Annotated in this window: 18 protein-coding genes; 11 read left to right on the forward strand and 7 right to left on the reverse strand. The window is 40.8% G+C overall.

All coding sequences use genetic code 11. From position 1 onward, the window contains the following. Positions 1 to 71: 71 nt before the first annotated feature. Together NST25_RS09150 and NST25_RS09155 are read left to right on the forward strand one after the other, a co-directional pair. Positions 72 to 1,382: a sugar ABC transporter substrate-binding protein gene (locus tag NST25_RS09150; protein ID WP_339281886.1), complete on the forward strand. Its 1,311-nt coding sequence runs from the start codon at positions 72 to 74 to the stop codon at positions 1,380 to 1,382. Between the two features lie 131 nt (positions 1,383 to 1,513). Continuing rightward, positions 1,514 to 3,595: a glycoside hydrolase family 36 protein gene (locus tag NST25_RS09155; protein ID WP_340394381.1), complete on the forward strand. Its 2,082-nt coding sequence runs from the start codon at positions 1,514 to 1,516 to the stop codon at positions 3,593 to 3,595. A gap of 77 nt (positions 3,596 to 3,672) precedes the next feature. Here the strand turns inward: NST25_RS09155 and NST25_RS09160 are convergent, their stop codons facing one another. Both NST25_RS09160 and NST25_RS09165 read right to left on the reverse strand, forming a co-directional pair. Further along, on the reverse strand, positions 3,673 to 4,467 hold the full coding sequence (locus NST25_RS09160) for a GHKL domain-containing protein (protein ID WP_081387794.1): 795 nt from the start codon (positions 4,465 to 4,467) through the stop codon (positions 3,673 to 3,675). Beyond that, the gene (locus tag NST25_RS09165) at positions 4,464 to 5,213 is read right to left on the reverse strand and encodes a LytTR family DNA-binding domain-containing protein (protein WP_076184252.1); all 750 of its coding nucleotides are present in this window, start codon (positions 5,211 to 5,213) and stop codon (positions 4,464 to 4,466) included. Before NST25_RS09165 ends, NST25_RS09160 begins: the two co-directional genes overlap by 4 nt. 182 nt (positions 5,214 to 5,395) lie before the next feature. Between NST25_RS09165 and NST25_RS09170 the strand changes: the two genes are divergently transcribed. From NST25_RS09170 to NST25_RS09205, 8 genes are all read left to right on the forward strand, one after another. Further along, positions 5,396 to 7,123: an ABC transporter ATP-binding protein gene (locus NST25_RS09170; RefSeq protein ID WP_076179649.1), complete on the forward strand. Its 1,728-nt coding sequence runs from the start codon at positions 5,396 to 5,398 to the stop codon at positions 7,121 to 7,123. A gap of 77 nt (positions 7,124 to 7,200) precedes the next feature. Beyond that, entirely contained in the window at positions 7,201 to 7,380 is a 180-nt protein-coding gene (locus NST25_RS09175; protein WP_036684027.1) for a CLI_3235 family bacteriocin precursor, read from the forward strand. Between the two features lie 40 nt (positions 7,381 to 7,420). Further along, positions 7,421 to 8,878, forward strand: a complete 1,458-nt coding sequence (gene ccpM, locus NST25_RS09180; protein ID WP_217904434.1) for a Cys-rich peptide radical SAM maturase CcpM — start codon at positions 7,421 to 7,423, stop codon at positions 8,876 to 8,878. An 11-nt stretch (positions 8,879 to 8,889) separates the two neighbouring features. Next, a complete protein-coding gene (locus NST25_RS09185) occupies positions 8,890 to 9,999 on the forward strand; it encodes a TIGR04066 family peptide maturation system protein (protein ID WP_340393831.1) in 1,110 nt (369 codons plus the stop codon). A 16-nt stretch (positions 10,000 to 10,015) separates the two neighbouring features. Continuing rightward, on the forward strand, positions 10,016 to 10,300 hold the full coding sequence (locus tag NST25_RS09190) for a hypothetical protein (RefSeq protein WP_036684022.1): 285 nt from the start codon (positions 10,016 to 10,018) through the stop codon (positions 10,298 to 10,300). A 1-nt stretch (position 10,301) separates the two neighbouring features. After that, positions 10,302 to 10,937, forward strand: coding sequence for a DUF6033 family protein (locus NST25_RS09195; protein WP_076184254.1), 636 nt, complete (start codon positions 10,302 to 10,304; stop codon positions 10,935 to 10,937). A 93-nt stretch (positions 10,938 to 11,030) separates the two neighbouring features. Beyond that, complete coding sequence (locus NST25_RS09200) at positions 11,031 to 12,551, forward strand: S8 family serine peptidase (protein ID WP_081387797.1); 1,521 nt, start codon at positions 11,031 to 11,033, stop codon at positions 12,549 to 12,551. 604 nt (positions 12,552 to 13,155) lie between these two features. Beyond that, entirely contained in the window at positions 13,156 to 13,413 is a 258-nt protein-coding gene (locus NST25_RS09205; protein WP_036684015.1) for an AbrB/MazE/SpoVT family DNA-binding domain-containing protein, read from the forward strand. Between the two features lie 104 nt (positions 13,414 to 13,517). Here the strand turns inward: NST25_RS09205 and NST25_RS09210 are convergent, their stop codons facing one another. Both NST25_RS09210 and NST25_RS09215 read right to left on the reverse strand, forming a co-directional pair. Continuing rightward, positions 13,518 to 14,027 carry a PadR family transcriptional regulator gene (locus NST25_RS09210; RefSeq protein ID WP_036684013.1) on the reverse strand — a complete coding sequence of 170 codons (510 nt, stop codon included), beginning with the start codon at positions 14,025 to 14,027 and terminating at the stop codon, positions 13,518 to 13,520. A 96-nt stretch (positions 14,028 to 14,123) separates the two neighbouring features. Then, positions 14,124 to 15,287, reverse strand: a complete 1,164-nt coding sequence (locus NST25_RS09215) for an ABC transporter permease (protein ID WP_076124849.1) — start codon at positions 15,285 to 15,287, stop codon at positions 14,124 to 14,126. Positions 15,288 to 15,480: 193 nt separating this feature from the next. Here NST25_RS09215 and NST25_RS09220 point away from each other — a divergent pair, with 193 nt between their 5' ends. Beyond that, entirely contained in the window at positions 15,481 to 16,206 is a 726-nt protein-coding gene (locus NST25_RS09220; RefSeq protein ID WP_076219794.1) for an HAD hydrolase-like protein, read from the forward strand. A 620-nt stretch (positions 16,207 to 16,826) separates the two neighbouring features. Here the strand turns inward: NST25_RS09220 and NST25_RS09225 are convergent. From NST25_RS09225 to NST25_RS09235, 3 genes are all read right to left on the reverse strand, one after another. Then, the gene (locus tag NST25_RS09225; RefSeq protein ID WP_076308246.1) at positions 16,827 to 17,378 is read right to left on the reverse strand and encodes a glutathione peroxidase; all 552 of its coding nucleotides are present in this window, start codon (positions 17,376 to 17,378) and stop codon (positions 16,827 to 16,829) included. 390 nt (positions 17,379 to 17,768) lie between these two features. Then, positions 17,769 to 19,301 carry a DUF3502 domain-containing protein gene (locus NST25_RS09230; RefSeq protein ID WP_340393834.1) on the reverse strand — a complete coding sequence of 511 codons (1,533 nt, stop codon included), beginning with the start codon at positions 19,299 to 19,301 and terminating at the stop codon, positions 17,769 to 17,771. A gap of 141 nt (positions 19,302 to 19,442) precedes the next feature. Next, the gene (locus NST25_RS09235) at positions 19,443 to 20,327 is read right to left on the reverse strand and encodes a carbohydrate ABC transporter permease (RefSeq protein WP_038569639.1); all 885 of its coding nucleotides are present in this window, start codon (positions 20,325 to 20,327) and stop codon (positions 19,443 to 19,445) included. Between the last annotated feature and the right edge of the window lie 3 nt (positions 20,328 to 20,330).

Here is a 20,330-nt window from a genome sequence, read left to right on the forward strand (position 1 = left end):
TCTTATCCTTTTTCTTTTTCTTTAGAATTGTCTCAAGACCACTAGATGCATGAGGAAAAGGGGGCAACATCATGTTAAAAAGATTTATGGCTTTATCTGCGAGTCTGCTGCTCGTCGGCGGATTACTGGCGGGTTGCGGCGGAAACAACAATGCCGCTAACAATAGCGGAACAGGGAATACTCCTGCCACAGATTCTGGCAAGCCGGTCACGATTAATATGTTCACCGCATCACCCGAGTACACTGATGCTTTTAACGCTTATATTGCCGAGTACAAGAAAGTTAAACCGAATGTGACGATTAATCTGGAGATTATGCAGGCTGACTACAATACGGTGCTCAAATCGAAGATTGCTGCGGGAAGTACACCTGACGTATTCCAGACCACAGCGGGCGGAGATATTGATACCTTTGCGGAGTATAGTGCTGACCTAACTAATGAGCCACTGGCTGCGGCGATGACCGATGCAGTGCGTTCTAACATGAGTTCTTCGGACGGTAAAGTGCTCGGTCTTCCGGTAAAAGGAAATCTATTCGTCCTGATGTACAATAAGAAACTGTTGGCTGATGCTGGGATTACAGAAGTTCCTAAGACAACAGCCCAAATGGACGATGCGATTACTAAGCTTGAAGCTAAAGGCATTACTCCTTTTGCCAACGCCTATAAAGAGTGGTGGGTATGGAAACATATCTTCCAACACTTCGTAGATGCGGCAGCCCAAGATGCAGGTACGGATGCTAAGACACTAGTAAATGATTTTATTGCCGGAAAATCCACGATCAAGGATCACCCGGTGCTGTACAATAACTTCTTCAGCTTCGTTGATACTACTGTTAAACATGGCACAGACAAACCGCTTGAACGGGACAGCAATGCTGAAGTCAGCGACTTTGCATCCGGCAAAACAGCGTTCATGACGGGTAAAGGCGCATGGGATGAAGAAGCCATTAAGAAAATCACACCGGACTTCGACCTGGGCATTATGGGTTACCCAGTCAGCGACAAGGCTGAACAGTCCCAGATTATTACTGGTGCGGATCAAGCCCTGCGTATCAATAAGGATTCTGCTGTAGCTGGTGAGACTATTGAATTCTTCAACTGGCTGTATACTTCTGAATACGGTAAGAACTGGTTCTCTACAGTAGCTAAGGTTATTCCTCCAATTAAGGATGCTCCTATGCCTGACCTGCAAATGCCAAAAGAAATGGAAGAAATCCTCAAAACAGAGAAATCCGGCGACCTGTCCGTGAACTATTCTCTGGATACCTTCCACCAAAAATTTGGTGAGCTCATGCAGGCTTACATCGGCGGCAGCAAAACTAAGGATCAAGCCATCGATGAAATTCAAAAAGCTTGGATTCAATTCGGATCGGCAGAATAACTAGGTTCAGATCAGGGGGCGGGCTCCAAGGTAAGATTCACTTACTGGAGAACCGTCCCTTTTTTATATGTTATATAATCATAAGAAGATACTGAGACAAAGTCAGGAGGTACATTATTGTGAATAGCAAAATGATTGAAATCATTGAAAATGGACTATATCTTACGATTGAAGTTACGGAAGATCAGGATGTTCGGCTATTGCATTTTGGAGCGGCACCTTTGGAAGTAGTCATAGCGGATAAGAACAAGCAAGGCTTCCGGCTGCTGGAGCTGCAATTATCGGGTGAAGACCGCGCCGAATATCACGGGCGTACACACCGAGCATCCTATCCGGGTCTTCGGATGGTATATGCGGGGCACAGCGATACAGTGAATGTGCTCGGACGTAAACTGGAGTTTAGCTTGGCTGATCCGATTTCGGGAATCCAGGCAGTGCAGCATTTTCAGTTCTACAAAGGTGTGCAAATCGTTCGAAGCTGGACAGTGCTAAAGAATGCTGGAGAAGCTGAGGTGGCAGTGGAATACATCTCCTCCTTTGCTCTTACAGGTGTAGACAAAGAGGGGGGCGGGGAGCGCAATGATAAGATTGAAGTAACCCTTGCTCACAGCGGATGGCAGAGTGAACTTCAGTGGCGTACCTACCGCCTGCCTGAGCTTGGGATGTATCATTTGGCAGACCGTGGCTCCAAACGAATTGCCGCAAGCAATACAGGCTCTTGGTCAGCAGCGGAACTTCTGCCGATGGCAGTTTTGCATAATAAGGAGAGCGGGACAAGCTTGTTCTGGCAGATTGAGCATAACGGCTCTTGGCATTGGGAGCTGACGGATCAATACGATCAGCTTACCCTGCTGGTCAGCGGACCTACAGAACATGATAACCATTGGTGGCTGAAGCTAGCTCCCGGTGAAGAGTTTACTTCAGTACCAGCAGCTGTAGGTGCAGTGCGGGGAGGATTTCAGGGCGCGGCAGAACAGCTTACGGTATATCGCCGGATGATCCGCAGACCTAATGAGGATAATGAGCTGCTGCGGATTATTTTTAATGACTATATGAATTGCCTATGGGGAAGCCCAACGACTGAGAAGCTACTGCCTTTAATTGATGCTGCCGCAGAAGTAGGTTGTGAATATTTCTGTATTGATGCTGGCTGGTATGCACCCGGAGAGTGGTGGGATGGCGTAGGCCAGTGGGAGCCTTCCAGCGAACGGTTTCCGGAAGGGATTAAATATGTGCTCGACTATATCCGCAGTAAAGGGATGATTCCCGGACTATGGCTTGAGCTGGAGGTTATGGGCATCAACAGCCCGAAGCTTGCGGAGACTGATGACAGCTGGTTTTTCATGCGGCATGGTAAAAGGGTTAAGGACCGTAGCCGCTATCAGCTAGATTACCGCAACCCGAAAGTCATTGATCATGCAAACGGTGTTATTGCGCGTCTGGTTGAGCAGTACGGTGTAGGATACATTAAAATGGATTACAACATCAATGCAGGCATTGGGACAGAAACGGATGCGGACAGCTTCGGAGATGGGCTGCTACAGCATAACCGCGCTTATCTGGCTTGGTTGGACAGCATCTTTGTTCGTTATCCGAAGCTTGTAATCGAGAACTGTTCCAGCGGGGGAATGCGCATGGATTATGCGATGCTCAGCCGACACAGCATCCAGTCTACTAGCGACCAGGAGGATTATGTACAGTATGCGGCCATTGCCGCAGGTTCTCCGGCAGCGCTGACACCGGAGCAGTCCGCAGTTTGGTCTTATCCGCTGCGCGAGGGGGACGATGAGGAAGTCATCTTCAATATGGTTAATGCGTTGTTGCTTCGTGTACACCAGAGCGGTCATTTGGCGGAGCTTGAACCCCACCGCAGAAGTCTAGTTAAAGAAGCGCTGGATTATTACAAAACCATTCGCAGTGATATCCCACACGCCACACCTTTCTGGCCACTCGGCCTGCCGGACAGTGAGGGCGAATGGGTCAGCCTTGGCCTGCGGCGCGGCGAACGACGGTATGTCGCGATATGGCGGATTGCCGGAGAAGCTGCGAATGTCCAATTGCTGATAGAAGAACTGAAGGGACTTGATCCGGCGATCACCTGTGCCTATCCTCAGCAGCATAGCTCAACCTGGAATTGGGATAAATCGGCAGGGGTTTTGACGGTGGCGCTCCCACCAGGAAAAACAGCGAGATTGTTTGAGATTACTTCGTAAAGCTTGCAGCGGGCCTGCTCTCCTTCAATCTGATGTTTGGGGAGCGGTCGCTGTAGCTTGCTAGGGAAATAGTTTATTCACTGCCTTTCTAATTCGGTCAGGATTGGCGTATCTGCTGAAAGTATGTTTAGAAAAGGCAGTACAATGATCGTTTCGAATTCATTATTTTCAGCGTTAGTAACCAGATGACCTCCGTATTTTTCGGTGACACTTTGAATATTTGTTAAGCCGAATCCGTGAAAAGCGGGATTCTCTTTAAAATTATGCTGTACTATAGTGCTAGAATCGTTCCGTGAGTTGGTGACTTGGATAAACAATGAAGTATCAGTAGTGAAAATTAGCAGCAGAATAAATCTATCTTCTTTTTTGGGAACTCTTGCAGCGGCGTTTAGAGCATTATCCAGCACGTTCCCGATCACGGTACATAAGTCAAACCGATCAATATCAATAGCTTCGGCGTGTATATGAATATCATAATTCATAGCAATTTTGTGTTCACAAGCAATATTTAGCGCGTTACCAATTAAAGAATCAATTACCAAATTACCTGTTGATAGTTTTAGAGAAGGCTGATGAATTTGACCGAGCATTGAATTAATATGATGGATAGATTCCTGAATCTCATTCTTCTGAATACAAGTCCGGACATATACCAATTGCTTGTTCGTATCATGGATAACTTGTTTGATGCTTGTAAGGGAATGTGCGGTTTTTTCATAGCTGTTGTGTTGATAATCCATTTGTTTATGTAATTGCAGATTTTCTTTAGTCAGTTTGGCATTTTCATTAATTTTACCGAATAAAAGGATGGTTTCTCTGATTAGCAGAATAAGCAACATCATGATTACCATTGATAGATAAAGAGTCGTCATCCTCGTTCTTTGAATTGTGCAATCATATAATAGGCGTAGGCTTCTTTAACCTCTTTTGCCTGAGTACGGCCAATAGGAAACTGCTCTTGATTGTGCATGATTACGGAAGTAGCTGTAAACTTATGGACATGTTCCAGATTAACAATAACGGAACGATGAATAAGCATAAACGGACGGTTTAGTTTACTTATATATTCTGAAATTGTACCTGAAATTATGTAATGCTGCATTGAGGTAATGATCTTTAGCCGGTTTTTAGCCAAGGAATGTTTGATTTTAACAATCGCAATAACGTCAGAATTTTTGATCACGATATGTCCATCTTCAGTTTTAATCATTAGAAACCTATTTACAGAAGAAATGATATAGTTACATAGCTTTATTATCTTTGCCTCAAAATACTCATAGTCTACCGGTTTAATCAAATAATGGAAGGGTTGCACATCAAAGCTGTTCATTACGTACTGCGGATAGTTAGTCAAAAAAATAATTTGAACCTCTCGATCCGGAAGTGCACGGATTTTTTTTGCAACCTCGATTCCATTTAATCCTCTCAGTTCAATATCCATTAGAAGTATATGAAAAGGATAACTACTCTGTTGATTATAATAGTGAAGCAATTCCTCACCACAGGTAAAATATTGAATCTCGAAAGAGTAAGCCGTGCTTTTCATAAGTCTTGGGAGATATTCCTTTAGCAACTCGTGTTCCTTTTTCTCGTCATCACATACGGCTATGCGTAACAAAGTCATTCCCCCCATAATTAAATTTGTTAATCTTCAGAGATACAAAAACCTGACACAAAACGTCATTCAGCCTCCTATTTCAACCATTAGCTACCAAATTACCCCAAATATTCTTTTATATGATATATTGATAGCGTTCTCAATGTCAAACCGAAGCTTGAAAGTAGAAGAGGATATATTCTATGAATGATAAGAATACCCTTAAAAAACTTATCAGATTATTCAAACCGCATAAAAAGAATTTATGTTTTATTTTTCTGCTCTTAATATTTTCTACTTTGATTAGTTCCATTTTGCCGATGTTCAACAAAATCATTATTGATGAAGGATTTATGAAATCAGATGTTAGAACCATTATTTTAACGGCAATCTACATTTTTCTTTTGTCAATGTCTAGTAGCTTTTTAGATTTGCTCAAAGAAAAACAAAGAATAAAAATAGCTTCAAATATTATCTACTCCTTGCATAAAGCTGCATTTGATCTACTTATGAAAGTGAAAGTGAAATATTTCACTGATAAAAACTGCAGTGAAATTTTAAATCGCGTTAGTACCGATATATCGAATATTTCGCAAATAACGGATGGTAGCATGCTTTTTATTGTTAGTCAGTGTTTTAGTTTGGTAGGAGGAGTTATTGGACTTTTTATCATAAGTTGGGAACTTACACTCATTGTGCTTATTTTAATCCCTATAGAATATTTTATTTTGAAATCGTTTGCTAAAAAAAGAAAGATGCTTGCGGAAAAATACATCACGAAAGATGGAGAATATTCGCATTGGTTTGAGGATAGTTTGAACGGTGTGAAGGAGACAAGGCTTTTTAATTTATTCGTTTTCAAAGAAAAAGAATTTGCGGACAAGCAGAATCAAGTAATAACCTCCCATATGGGAATCAGTTTATTGGACAATTGGCGGATTACTGTGGAGAGATTTCTAATTGGAGGACTAGTTCTTCTTATATATGCTTCTGGATCGACGATGATATTAGATTCAAAGCTTTCGGTAGGAAGCATATTTGCTTTTATTACCTACAGCGCTTATGTAACCACTCCTATCTCATCGATGTTGAATATTGGATACTTATTGTCGGGAATAATGCCTTCTGCCCGAAGGTATTATTCGTTACTCGAGGAAGAAATCGAAGCTTGTGATGTAGAATCCGACAACATTGGTATGAAGCGACTCAATCCTTTTGGGAGCATACAGTTTGAAAATGTAAGCTTTGCTTATGATACTGAACTGATATTGTCAAATGTGAATTTCACGATTGGCAGCCATGAGAAAGTGGCCATTGTAGGAATGAATGGTTCGGGGAAGTCTACAATCCTAAATTTAATCCAGAGGTTTTACGAACCACTTGCAGGACGAATTTTATTCGATGGAGTGGATATTAAGGCTATTAATTTGAATGAATATCGGGAATTAATTTCGACCGTTAGTCAAGAGGTATATCTTTTTGACACAACCATCGAAAATAACATAAAACTTTACAGTGAAACCCATGAGGAGCAGTATAGACAGGCTATTGAGGCTACCCAATTATTAGAGAAGAATACAAGCCAGTTTAAGAATTATGTCGTAGGTTCTAATGGGAACAAGTTGTCCGGTGGACAAAAACAAAAAATCGCGATAGCCAGAGCATTAGTAAAAAGCAGGCCCATGGTGATTTTTGATGAAGCGACCTCCAACCTTGATCTTCACTCTGAACAAGCAATTAACCATCTATTAGATACAGTACTCAGTAACAATACAGTGATTATAGTCAGTCATAGGCCGGAAATTCTGAAGCATGTGGATAGAGTAATCTTTTTAGAAAAAGGTCGGGTATCCGATATTGGACTTCATGAGGAGTTGTCCTATACAAATGAAAGGTATCGGCTCATCACTCAACAGCATCAATTCGTTTAATGGGTTTACCCTTCGAGTGATTTAAATATCAAATATTGATATTTAGATAAATACGATTTGAAAGGAGGAATAGGCATATGAAACAACTTGTAAAAAGAACAAATGCAAATTATGAAACGTTGGAGGCATATGCAGCTTGCAGTGCATGTCCTTGTTATGCATGTACATGCAATGCCAGCGGATCAAACAAAGCAGCCATGAAACAAGTAACCTATACTGGTAACTCCATGAAGATGACTGCTATTGGAATCGGGTAGTAAGTGCAATCTTAAGTATAGCTAAGAGCAGGATGGCTAAATGGCTTTATTAAAAAAGCTGTCCTGCTTCACTTTTAGAGTGGGGGGAGTTCAGGTGCCAGTATTTCATTTATTTGAAACGGTAACGGGAAAATATATGTTCGATGCGAATGCAAATACATTTCTTAAATTAAATGAAAGATCTTATCAGGCTTTGTTGAACTATAGAAATTCAAACTTTGAACAAGTGGAACCGGAGATTCAAAACTTATTTGATTCCGGTTTTTTGGCGGAGAAACAGGATTTTGAGATGATTCATCCCATGAGCGACTCTTTGCAGCACAATTTAAGCAGAAGCGTTGGCTCGATAACTTTGCAGGTCACGCAAAACTGTAATTTAAGATGCAGCTATTGCGCGTATTCAGGGAGCTACTTACACAGAGTACATACCAATAAGAGAATGAAAAAAGAGGTTGCTTTGAAAGCAATTAAGTTTTTGATTGAGCACTCCGTTGATTCTCCAATTATTAATATTGGATTTTATGGAGGAGAGCCCTTACTGGAAATGGACTTAATAAAAGCTTGTGTTGCTTATGCCAGAGAACAAAGTGCGGGCAAAGAACTAACGTTTAACCTTACTACAAATGCAACTTTAATTACCGACGAAACCTTAGAGTTCTTATCTTCTAATGATTTTAATTTAACGATCAGCCTGGACGGCGATGAAGTCGCGCATGATAGAAACCGAGTTTTTGCGGTAAATAATAAAGGTAGTTTTCAGACTATTATGGATAATATTGAAAATATCAAAAACAAAACGCCAGACTATGTTGATAAAGTGATGTTCAATGCAGTAATTGATCCAAATTCAGATTTTAGCTGTTCCACAAACTTTTTTTCAAACTATGAGACCGTAAAAGACTTTGCTGTTATGGCAAGTGATATAGCAAGTAGCTACAAAAAAAGTGAGTCCTTAATCAATGACAGTTTTATCAAGATGTATAATTACGAAGTTTTCAAATTATTTCTTTATAAATTTGATAGGCTTAAGAAAAATGATGTATCCAAGCTGGTGATGGAAAGCTTTGATCAAATCCAGGAGAATGTCCATAACAGGCTTAGAATCTCTTTCTATGATGTAAAAAAAGACCATCATTCCGGACCGTGTGTTCCAGGAGTACAACGATTGTTTGTGAATGCTGACGGTGCTCTGTATCCCTGTGAAAGAGTTAGTGAAGCATCTAGTGTAATGAGGATTGGGCATATAGATACAGGCTTTGAATTGGATAATATCCGGAACATACTAAACATTGGAACAATAACGGAGAAAGAATGCAAAGAGTGCTGGGCCTTTAGATATTGCACTTCTTGTGCAATGGCCGCCGATGATATCAGTGAGTTTTCTGCTGCCAAAAAATTAAGTATCTGCAATAAAGTTAAAGAAAACACTGAGAGTTTGTTTAAAGATTATTGCGTACTAAGAGAGTTAGGCTACGACTTTGATAAAGAAAAAGTGTAATGGGGGAGACAATGGTGAAAAAAAGAGCAATTGTTTATCCATATCATGCAGATTTCGGTCCGGTCGTCAGATTCTCCAATTTACTGGGCAACTATGAGCTTGTTTCATTAATGGCACCTTTAGGTTTTGGACTGAATGAAAAAGATGCAGCGTACAGCTATTATGGTGAGGATGTGGGTATAAAAGTTAAAGATTCTTTTTCAGATGATGAATTTGATGTGTTAATGATTTGTGAATTTGAATGCAGTTTTGAAAAAGTGGTGTTCCCGACAATTATCAACGCCGCAGAGATGGGAAAAGATATTGTTCTGCTTAACAGATGTGCTGATCATGAAGTTGAAATGGTAAAGAAGGTATGCCTGAAAAATAATGTGGAACTCACAAGTTTTTTTGGAATTGACATTGACAGAACGAAAGTAGAACTCGTTGAGAAAATACTGCTGGATATTAATGTTCCGATAATCTGCGTGGCGAGTCTTATGGAAAAATCCAATAAATTTGATGTTCAGCTTAGCCTAAGGGATTATTTCTTGAAAGAAGGGTACAAAGTAAGTCAAATTGGGACAAAATCTTATTGTGAGATTATGGGATTTCATTCTTTTCCTGATTTTATGTTTAATCATAAAGAAGCGGAGATAGATAAAATATTTCTTTTTAATCACTTCTGTAAATATATTGAATTGAACGAACGACCTGATGTAATGATTATCGGAATTCCAGGCGGGACAATGGTATATAATAATCTGTTTACCAATAGATTTGGTATTACTGCATTCGAGGCGGCTAGTGCAATCCATCCGGATGTCGGTATTATGAACTTGACCTATGATGATTTTAATGGAGAGTTTCTCGATAAGATATGTGTGTCAACAAAGCATAAATTAGGTTTTGATATTGATTGTTTTAATATGTCAAATCATAAATTTGATACGGGCAGAAGCAAACAGGATAAAGAATTGAAGTTTTTTACGGTTGATTCTAAGTTGGTTGATGAAAAAATTGCAAAAATATCGCTAGAGTCAGTGGTTCCTCTGTTTAATTCGTTAAATGGGACAGACACTTTGAAATTAGCAGAATGCTGTGAAGCTCTATTGTTACAGGAAAATATGCAAATCGTATAAAAGAAGGGTGATATTTATGGATCTGGATCAAGTGCGTGAACAGATAAACGAAATATTATTCGACGTAATGGGAATGGACAAGATCAAGCTTAATGAAAACTACTTCTATGAAGATTTATTGGGCGAGGCGATGCAGTTCTCACCACGGGATTTGTTGGTTCTATTTGTACATATTGAGGAAAAACTAAAAATACAAATTCCGGAAACCGATATATTAAATGGATGCTTCAACAGCCTAGATCGAATTAATAATACAGTTTGCCGCATTCTACAGGAAAAAAGAATAAGGGAGTTGGTTTAAGTTGTTGAATGTAGCTTCACTCAGTAGCCTGAATCGTGCGGGGGCTGCAATGGTAATCCAGAAAAATAAGAGTTCAGAGATTTCATTTCAAGACGCGCTATCGACATCGAGTTCGGAAGCGGTTTTGATGGAATTGGAAAAAAAATTCGACATTAAAATCAACGTTCAAGCCATACCAAAGAACAATGAAGCAGTGAAAAGTGTATACTCTGGTAGTGTTGGCAAAGGGAATGTAACCATTGCTCCAAATATACTGAATCAGTCGGCAACAGATCCACAAATGCAAAAAAGGGTAGAAGCAATTATTCAGGATCATTTTGATTCCAGCGCTAATGATAAACCCGGTGATGCCAGTGGCGTCATTATACATCCGGATGGAACAGCTACTTTTTGGGTGATTGGTGATTATTTAACACCTGCCGAGCGGGAGAAGATTAATAAAGAAGTAGAGGCAGATAAAAAGAAAAAGGCGGAGCAGTTAGACTCGTTGAGTAAATTAAGTAGCAGCTCTAGCCTATCACAATTCGGGTTATTTATTGACAACTCCAATAATGGTGAAGAAGATAGCATGTATTTAAATAGTGTGCTACAAGCTAGTCTGGATTCGATGCTGCGGAAAAAGAACCTGTTTAATTAAATGATTAATCACTTTTTTAATCATGACTACCGCCTGGGTCAATGGATTTGTGACCAATGAGGCGGTTTTATTTTTGTCGATCTGTAAAAGGAGATGATGAACATCGAAGCTAAAGTGAAAATTGCCGTGATTGATGATGGTATCAACGAATATTTGCTAGGTGAACCGGTTGTTCAACAGTTGATCTTCAATGAAGATTTCACAATAGACGCTTATACAATAGACAGTCCCGAAAGAATAACTCACGGCACCATCTGCGCAGGCATAATTAAGCACTATTATCCGGAAATCTATATGTATAGCTTGAAGATATTGTCTTCTACCTTAAGGGGAAATATCCAGAAGTTGTATAGTGCACTAGAATGGTGCGTTCAAAATGATATCCAAGTTGTAAATATCAGCTTGGGAAGCCATTGCTCAGCGGATTTATTAGAAACGCAGAGAGTTATAAACAAGGTTGCTGGTCAAGGCTTAGTTATTGTAAGTGCCGCAAGTAATCATAATTATATTACATATCCAGCTTCTTTTTCAAACGTTATAGGCGTTAAGAGAGAGGTAAGCAACACGCTGCACGAAGGGGAGTTTTATCTCAATGATAATATCATCGACGGTATAGAATTTACGGCTTTTGCTAGACATCATTTGAATGGTAAAGAGTGCAGCAACTCGAACAGCTTTGCCGCGCCCATGATTACAGCCAAAGTATGTGAACTCATTGGTAAATCTCACCTAACTAACTTGCAGCAAATAAAACTCATGTTGTCGAAAATGGCAAATAACTATAGGGACGATAAACACTTGTTTATTTGCTATGCTGACCCTGATTGGATAAGTGATATATTAGTATGCTATGTGAACGGAAAATGCAAATTGGACAATCTGAATCTTTGCGTTAACATACACGGTGAAATTGTCGTTCCCGCTGAGTCGGTTTATGATGCTGTTGATGCAGCCCTATTGGCTTACAATGAAAATATTGAGACTCTCGTTGTGATCAGCAGAGATCTTTACCCTGATGCTTATGTTGAATTACAGTGGATTGCTTCGAAATACAATAAAAATGTAGTGTTTATTGACAATTACCAAGGAAAAGATATGAACAAGATAGTTAACAATCAGTGTACTAACATTAAGTTATGGCATAGCTTATTCAAAATACACAACATTTACACACTTAACAGCACCCCGTTGCTGATCGAAGAGCCAATGGTTTCTATTTACATCCCTGCTGACACTGACTTTGAAGTTATTCTCTGGTTAAAAGGGCAATTTAAAAATAATAACTATAACAGTTATTTTGCATCGAATCACCCTATCGGAGTTTTATACGGAATAGACTATGTTCCTGAGACAAACTCAGCGCAGACATCTTCCTATTTTTCCTTAATTCTGAATAAGAAATCTTACGATATCGCGATATATGTCTTATATGGCTATGATATTTCGGATAAAATAGAAACGGATATTGAAATAGACATTGAACCATTAAACGGTTACTTTCAAGCAACTTTTGCTGTAAATGGCTTATGCCAGGAACGTATTATCAATATTAAACAGATTGATGAAACCTTTATCAGAGAACTATATAATTCTATAATTTATTTACTCTCTTAATGGGGGACAAAAATCATCAAACACTTAGAATACTCTCCATTAATAACTTCTTTGCTAGCCCCTCGTTAGTCGACTTCCGGATTCATCGTATTTACACTACAGTGATATCATCAGCCTTGTATTTACATGAGGATTCGATACACACACTACTCATAGCGAATTTATTATTCCAATGATAGATCCTATTTAAGTTTGACTTACTAAACATCTGGGTAAATGACGGAGTAGCGTTCTTGCTAGTTTTCGACAATTTCCTACTTACTGTGATTGCGGATAAGCGGAGTGACAAGATTTACAAATAGATTAACGAAGGTATTTTAGGGTAGAATTGTCATCAAGTAGGGTTACATTCTGGGTGAATTTCGACATTCCAGAGAAGCCCCTATTTTTTTGTGTTCTGACATGGCTTCAAATCTTGGGGCTCAACAGATATCATACATTGTCGAAATTTTGTCGAATAATATCATATAATGTAGAAAAATAATTGACAGGAAATGAATAGAACTTTAGAATTAGGTAGTAGCGTAATCATTACTATCATATAGAAGCGTACATAGCTTTTAGCAAGAATGATTATAAATGTGACTTCAAGGGAGGATGTACGATGATGAAAGCAACAGGCATAGTAAGAAAAGTGGATGAATTGGGACGTATCGTAATTCCTATTGAACTGCGTAGAACAATGGGAATCGACATAAAAGACCCGCTCGAGATTTTTGTAGACGCTGAAAAGATTATCCTTAGAAAATATGAGCCAACTTGTATCTTCTCCGGAAGCTCAGAAAACCTGATCAATTTCAAAGGTAAAATGGTAAGCAAAGATGTTCTTGATGAACTTATTGCAAGCTTTGATAGAGCATAATCCATATACCACATATGATTTCAAAAAAAAGAACCGGTATTACAAGCACAAGATGTGCATGTAATACTGGTTCTTTTTTTATGGTGTACTTTCGAAAGCGGGTTTTATTTAGACTCTAGCACACTTTGGATTTTTTTGATAAAAGCATCATATTGTACGAGGCCTAGCTCCATGCACAACTTCTGGTAGGAAGATAACTTGTAATCTAGCTGGTTCAACTTCTGTTCCAGATCGTCGTACATTGCCTGCTTTTCTATCAATGCTTGCCGAAGCAGATTATCTATGTTCTCTTTGTCCGTCTTTTCCCCAAAATACAGGTGCATAAAAAAGTCAGAACGCAGAACATCTTTTTCGGCTGGTGATTGTAGATAAGCGTGGAACTGATCCAAGCCGGCAGAGGTAATGGTGAATACATTTTTGTCGGGTTTGCCTTCCTGTCGCACAGATTCTTTAGTGATCAGATTCAGCTTTTCCATCTTGCTTAGGGTAGGATAGATCGTGCCATAGCTGGCATCGAAGAAAAATGAGAAGTATTCCTCGAAATGTCGTTTTATCTCGTAACCAGAATGAGGTTTTTCGCTTAAAATCCCCAGAATAACATCTTGTATGTTCATAAATCATTGCCGCTCCTTTCTTTCACTTCCTACCATATCACAACTGCATATCGCTCTCAATTTGAAATGGCATAGCCGGAGTGGCAAACTGTATAATTACGCATTTACTGGCACGGGCTCTTGTTCTCGTGAGATCCGAGTTTCTTTACGGAGGAAAGTGACAAGTACGCTTAATACAGCAATTGTTGCCCCAATACAGAGTAAATAGAACATATCCTTCCATACCCCGTTACCCCCGATAACCAGGTCGAGCATACCATTAACTGCATAGTAAGCGGGCGAAAAGGGACCGATCCAGTTATAAAAAGGTGAAAGCACATCGCGTGGAATAGTTGCTCCGGACGCTAACATTTGCATGGAGAGAAGCGCAATATTTAGCCAGCCGCCAGCATCCCCGAGGAGCAGCAGACTAAACTGAGCAAGGATCATACAGGAGAGAATTACCGTGAACTCGAACAGCCACATAAGCAGAAAGCCACGATTAGAGTGGATACCGAGTGAGTTAACCATGATAGTTCCCACTAGTGAGATAAGCACAGCCGTTCCACCCATTATGACAAATCGGGCTGCAAAGCGATTCCATTTACTAAATTGTCCAGACAAGTTGGAGGAAGCTTTATGGAGATTCATCGCGAGTAACATAGCACCGGTAAATGAGGCGGTAACGATCATTAAGGGTACCATAGTTTGTGCAAAATTAGTTGTAGGGTTAATGATTTCGACGTTGGCGGAAATGCGGCTGCTTGCAGCACTTTTGATGATCTCCGCTTGTGCCTGCGGCAGATTCATAGCATCCAAGGTGTGGCTTAGTGCTGAATTACTGCTTTGAGTGTTCATTGCAGCCGTGACTTTAAGTGCTACCGACTGCATCACATTGCTGACCATCTGCGGATTAGATTCATTTAAGAAGTAGTGGAGTTCAGTCTTTGCAGATGGATTACTGATCTGTCCAGTGAACCCTTGGGGAATATTGATAATCATGCGGATTTCTCTATGCTCAAGTGCTTCTTTTGCATTTTCTAGTTGGAGATCCTGTCTGGTTACGAACTGAAGTGATCCTGCAATCCCATCGACTATAGGCTGGGCATTTGTACCATCCTCATTAACAATAGCAATGGGCAGCTGATCTACCCGATCCGTTACATGATCGTACCCTGTAATCCAAATTAAGCTGAAAAAAACTTGGAACAACAGTGCAGTTATAATTCCAATGATGGTAGCAGGCTGCTTGAGGAAGCGCATGATTAATTGATTTGACATGGTTATATCTCCTTTATATTTCAAGTTGTAATATTACAGATTGAAATATAGCATAACGAAATATAAACTGCAACAGAAAAAGCTAAGAGCATGGACATTACAAAGCGATTTCATATATCATAGGGCTTGTACTGGAAATATCGCACAGATGAATGTCTTACCTGAAGCTGAACAGAATGGGGAGGAACAACAGATGAGTAACGAAGTACATGGAACGGAACAAAACGCGGTTCATGCGAAACTGAACAAGCCAGAAGCGATTGTATTTGATATGGATGGAACATTGTTCCAGACTGAAAGTCTTTTATTGCCTGCATATCATAAAATGTTCGATATTTTGCGGGAAGAGGGACTATACGTAGGACCTACACCACCAGAAGAACGTATTCTAGGCTGCTTAGGGATGTTGCTGGCAGACATTTGGAAGAATGTTATGCCTGAAGCAGATGAAGCCGTGCACCGCCGGGCGGATGAATTGCTCCTGCAGCTGGAGATTGAAGGGCTTGAAGCCGGAGGCACACTACTGTATCCACAGGTGGTTGAGACACTGACAGCGCTTAAAGAGCGCGGAGTGAAGCTGTTTGTGGCTAGCAACGGGCTGGAGGATTACATTCATAGCATCGTTGTGGTGCATGAGCTTAAGGCGTTGTTCGAAGGCTTGTATAGTGCGGGAGGTCAAGGCACTGCGACTAAGACCGAGCTGCTACGTATTCTTTTGGATAATCATGGTATCAGCAGTGCCTGGATGGTTGGGGATCGTTCTTCTGATGTTCAGGCAGGTAAAGGAAATGGCCAGACCGTAATCGGCTGCGCCTATGCAGGCTTCGGACGTCAGGATGAGCTGAAGGGCTCTGATGTCATTATTACCTCCTTCGACGAATTGGTTGATTTATACGACAACGCAACGATTAGTGAATAAGAACTTACGATGGGGAGTTTGCTTAGCTTACAAGCAAGCGCTTGATCACACAAAAGACAACCTTCTTGAAGAAGGTTGTCTTTTTATTGAAGTCAAAAAGATGGTGCTTCAGTTGAAAGAAATCGGTATCGTCGTCAGGCAGCAAAGATATATACATAAATAAAGGGAGTAATCCGATAAAACATGTTTTTAGTTATAGGTATAGTCTTTTCTATTGGTGGAGGGAGCCTATTTGTAACTCATTATGATTCCTTGTTTTTTTATAGTGCTGTTCTTTTGTTGTGCATTGTAAGTTATCTATGGTTTATAAAACATCTATTTGAAAAAAAATTGGAACTATTACTCCTTATCTGTGTGGGTACCACAATGCTCTTTTTTTTCCTTACAGGTTGGCTTAACTAATCATATGGGGGGAGGACAGGCAATTCTTTATGTACTACTGGTTATTGGCTTATATCTTATCTTATTAATACAATTTATTCTGACTTTATATTATTTAATCAAAGTAAGAAATGAAATTTAAATAACATAAAGGGTTCTAAATGTTTTGCATGCCTAATATGTAAACCCTTTATGTTAAACTATCGTTCTCTGTTGGTTAAATTACCAATCGGATTCATTTACTTTAAAAGAAGTGATTCAATAAATGGCTCTATGTCAAAGGGTTCAGTCGTTGTTTCGTATCTACCGTATACATGACCGTTTCTATCGATTAAAAACTTTGAAAAATTCCACTTAACCCCATCTCCGGCATATATGTCCGGATACTTTTCCTGCAGAAAATCCTGCATCCATTTACCGCCTGATGTCTCAGTATCGAATCCTTGAAATGGTGCTTGCTGTGTTAGATATTGAAATAAAGGATGGGCAGACGGTCCCCTAACCTCAGCTTTCTCAAATAATGGAAACTTAACTCCAAAGTTGCTCTCACAATATTTATGTACTTCCGAGTTGCTTTCTGGCTCTTTCTCGTTGAATTGGTTACAAGGAAAACCAAGTATTTCAAACCCTTGCTCATGGTGAATTTCGTAAATTTTTTGGAGATCAGGTAATTGGCGAGAATAGCTGCACCTACTGGCAGTGTTCAGAATAAGCAGAACTTTCCCGCGATAAATGGACAATTCAACAGGCTCATCATGAATTGACTTTGCTTGAAAATCATAAATAGACATCAGACCATCCCTCCACGTTATTATTATAAATCACATAATAGCGCTATTGGCGTTTATTGGTCTAATATATAATAAGAATAATGTTTATAGTATTAAACTATAACGAGTATATCTCCAGTATAAAATGCCGCTTAAATTTTTATTTTTGCGCTTTTAACCAATGAGCAGTTTCCCTCTTATCCTTTAAGTTACTTTGAAAATAATTCTAAGAGTATCAGCAACGAAAATTCCCCAAACGTAATCATTTTGATTGAATTATCCTGCTCGCCGTCGTATTGATTCAAGGTTGGCCATTATACCGCTTTCACTACGGCGTTCGAAGGCCAAAAGAAGCGTGCTCCTTAATGGAGACACGCTTCTTGAGCTGTATGATAATTGCCGCGGCGGTGCTTACTGCTGCTTGGCGTACCATTCGGAAAATTGTTTTTGGTATTCAGCGATATATTTGTCTATTCCCGCTGCTTTTAGTCTGTCTAGCGCTTTGGGAAAGGCGGTGTCATAATCACTGAAGCCACTGCCGATCGGAGCGAGGTATTCAGTGAATACGCCGTTCAGCTTCGTTTCTTCATTCTTGACGGGTGTATTGTCAAAGTTGAAGCCGGCACCTTTGGAAATGATGGCTCCATCGTCCCAAGCTTTATATTCTGCAATAAACTCGTCCGGTACCGTGTTGTCGAAACGCATGAAGTTTTTGTTCATCAGCAGCCAGTCGGGGATCAGCGAATCAGTGGTTATTTTGGTCAAACGCCCGTTTTCATCCAGCGTATAGTCTGTTCCTTCTATCCCGTAGGCGAACAAGTCGTACAGCTCCTGGTTTTTTTGCAGCAGATTGAAGAACATAATATAACGTTCAGGGTCTTTAGCTGCGGTGGAGACAAAAAAGGCGGTGCTGTAAGTGCCGCGGCTGATTTTTGGACGGCCGCTGCCGAGGAAATAGTTGACCAGTTTGGCATCAGGCACTGCTTGTGAGATGGTTGCCGCACCTTCGAATGGGCGTGCTGCTGTGCCGGCCCAGAACATCGCTTTTCCGGAGTTCCAGTCAGACTGCAGCTGTGGGACATTGGTGGCGGCATATTTTGGAATGATTCCTTTTTCATACCAGCCGTGCATAAGGTTCGCATAACTCTTGAACTCTTCGGTTTCAAACCAGCTAATAATTTGATCATCCTTCACAGACTCATCCAGGGCAATAAAATCATTTTGCCAATAGAGGTTTTTGTCCGTGTAATTATATTGTAGGAGTCTGCGCGCATCGGTGTTGGCGTACCCGATCAGTTCGGGATGAATGGCATGGACCTTATCATAGAACTGCTCTAGTTCTCCCAGTGAAGTGACCTGTGTCATGCCGGCTTCTTCAAGCAAATCCTGTCTAACTAGCGCACTGTAGAATTCCGCAGAATTCGGTTTGTTGCCGACGGGGATCGCATACTGCTTGCCTTCCAGCTGAAAGGCTTTGAAGGAGGCCTCGTCCACATTTTTACTCAAATCAGCGGCTGCATCGGCATACGGAGTGAGGTCGGCATAAAGCCCCTTTGCCACAGATTTTACCATGTAATTGGCATCTGTATAAGTTGCGAAGTCTTCTCCCGTAGACAGCATTAAGTCAGTTTTGCCGCCGCCATATTCGGTCCAAGGAAGAAACTGGAATTCAACCTCAGCATTGATTTCTTTCTTAATAGTGTCGTAGAACGATGTCTTCGCTAGTTCCTTCATCCGGTTGGACTCATCCCCGTACAGCACAATTTTCAATTTGGCAGGAGCCAAGGCGCTGCCGTCTTTACTACCGCTATCCGTAGAGGAAGAGGTACCGTCATTTCCAGTTCCAGAACTAGGGGGAGCGCTTTCATTGTTGCCCTGAGCACAGCCACTTACCAAGAACACCGCAGCGAGGAGCAAACTTAACCAACCTTTTTTCTTTTTCATGATGAACCCTCCTGAAATAGAATCATAATGTTTGAGGCATCTATTGCAAAGGCCGTGCTCCCTTAAGTCCCATTGTACATCAAGAAGTAGGGGAGCATAAACCCGGTGCAACCGAACATAATTTGGTATCTTTGCTGGAAATTAGCCTTTGACTGAACCTACGATTATGCCTTTGACAAAAAAGCGCTGGAGAAAAGGATATAATATGGCGATTGGCAAAACGGTCAGACAGGTCATTGCCATTTTGGCTGTCTCCAGTGGCGGTGCGATGATAGCTCCTCCAACTTGAGCAGCATTGCCGGAAGCCAGGAACTGAATATTCGCCATCATGTTGTACATCAAATATTGGATCGTATAGAGATCCTGATCGGATACCAGCATTAGTGGCAAATAGAAGTCATTCCAGAATTGCAGTGCGTAAAAGAGCGAGATGGTGACCAGTCCGACACGGCCCAGCGGAATCATAATGCTGAAGAAGATCCGCAGATGTCCGGCACCATCGATTTGCGCAGATTCCACGATTTCATGCGGGATGCTGCGGAAATAGTTAGCCATGAGAAACATCAGAAAGACGCTTAGCACATAAGGGATGAACAGGCCGATGAGCGTATCGCCCAAATGATAATATTTGGTGCTAAGCAGATACCATGGCAGCGTTCCTCCGCTGAACAGCATTGTAAAATAGGCGAAGAAGGCGAAGAAATTTTTGAGCCGGAAGCTTTTAACGGAAATGACATAAGCGTAAGCGGTGGTCACCAATACGGCCGATACGGTACCCAGCACCGTAACGATCACCGACATGGAATACGCCCGCAGAATCTGCTGTGCCTTCGAGCCAAACAGGAATTCGTAGGTTTCAAAGGTAAAGCCTCTGGGCCAGAACGAATAGCCTTCCGCGGCGATTCTGGATTCGGTAGATAATGAGCCGGATACTGCCAGAATAAACGGCGCTAGACAGATTACTGAAAATACGGCAATACAGATGTAAAAGAAAATGAGCAGGCCTTTGTTTTCGGTAGTTTGCATCTT

The sequence above is a fragment of the Paenibacillus sp. FSL E2-0190 genome (genome assembly GCF_037992965.1).
GTDB lineage: Bacteria > Bacillota > Bacilli > Paenibacillales > Paenibacillaceae > Paenibacillus_AQ > Paenibacillus_AQ odorifer.

Excerpts from the sequence above, each read along its gene's own strand:
- NST25_RS09150 (WP_339281886.1), top strand. The coding sequence starts at position 72 with ATGTTAAAAAGATTTATGGCTTTATCTGCGAGTCTGCTGCTCGTCGGC.
- NST25_RS09155 (WP_340394381.1), top strand. The coding sequence starts at position 1,514 with ATGATTGAAATCATTGAAAATGGACTATATCTTACGATTGAAGTTACG.
- NST25_RS09160 (WP_081387794.1), bottom strand. The coding sequence starts at position 4,467 with ATGACGACTCTTTATCTATCAATGGTAATCATGATGTTGCTTATTCTG.
- NST25_RS09170 (WP_076179649.1), top strand. The coding sequence starts at position 5,396 with ATGAATGATAAGAATACCCTTAAAAAACTTATCAGATTATTCAAACCG.
- NST25_RS09175 (WP_036684027.1), top strand. The coding sequence starts at position 7,201 with ATGAAACAACTTGTAAAAAGAACAAATGCAAATTATGAAACGTTGGAG.
- ccpM (WP_217904434.1), top strand. The coding sequence starts at position 7,421 with ATGGCTTTATTAAAAAAGCTGTCCTGCTTCACTTTTAGAGTGGGGGGA.
- NST25_RS09185 (WP_340393831.1), top strand. The coding sequence starts at position 8,890 with ATGGTGAAAAAAAGAGCAATTGTTTATCCATATCATGCAGATTTCGGT.
- NST25_RS09190 (WP_036684022.1), top strand. The coding sequence starts at position 10,016 with ATGGATCTGGATCAAGTGCGTGAACAGATAAACGAAATATTATTCGAC.
- NST25_RS09200 (WP_081387797.1), top strand. The coding sequence starts at position 11,031 with ATGATGAACATCGAAGCTAAAGTGAAAATTGCCGTGATTGATGATGGT.
- NST25_RS09205 (WP_036684015.1), top strand. The coding sequence starts at position 13,156 with ATGATGAAAGCAACAGGCATAGTAAGAAAAGTGGATGAATTGGGACGT.
- NST25_RS09210 (WP_036684013.1), bottom strand. The coding sequence starts at position 14,027 with ATGAACATACAAGATGTTATTCTGGGGATTTTAAGCGAAAAACCTCAT.
- NST25_RS09215 (WP_076124849.1), bottom strand. The coding sequence starts at position 15,287 with ATGTCAAATCAATTAATCATGCGCTTCCTCAAGCAGCCTGCTACCATC.
- NST25_RS09220 (WP_076219794.1), top strand. The coding sequence starts at position 15,481 with ATGAGTAACGAAGTACATGGAACGGAACAAAACGCGGTTCATGCGAAA.
- NST25_RS09225 (WP_076308246.1), bottom strand. The coding sequence starts at position 17,378 with ATGTCTATTTATGATTTTCAAGCAAAGTCAATTCATGATGAGCCTGTT.
- NST25_RS09230 (WP_340393834.1), bottom strand. The coding sequence starts at position 19,301 with ATGAAAAAGAAAAAAGGTTGGTTAAGTTTGCTCCTCGCTGCGGTGTTC.
- NST25_RS09235 (WP_038569639.1), bottom strand. The coding sequence starts at position 20,327 with ATGCAAACTACCGAAAACAAAGGCCTGCTCATTTTCTTTTACATCTGT.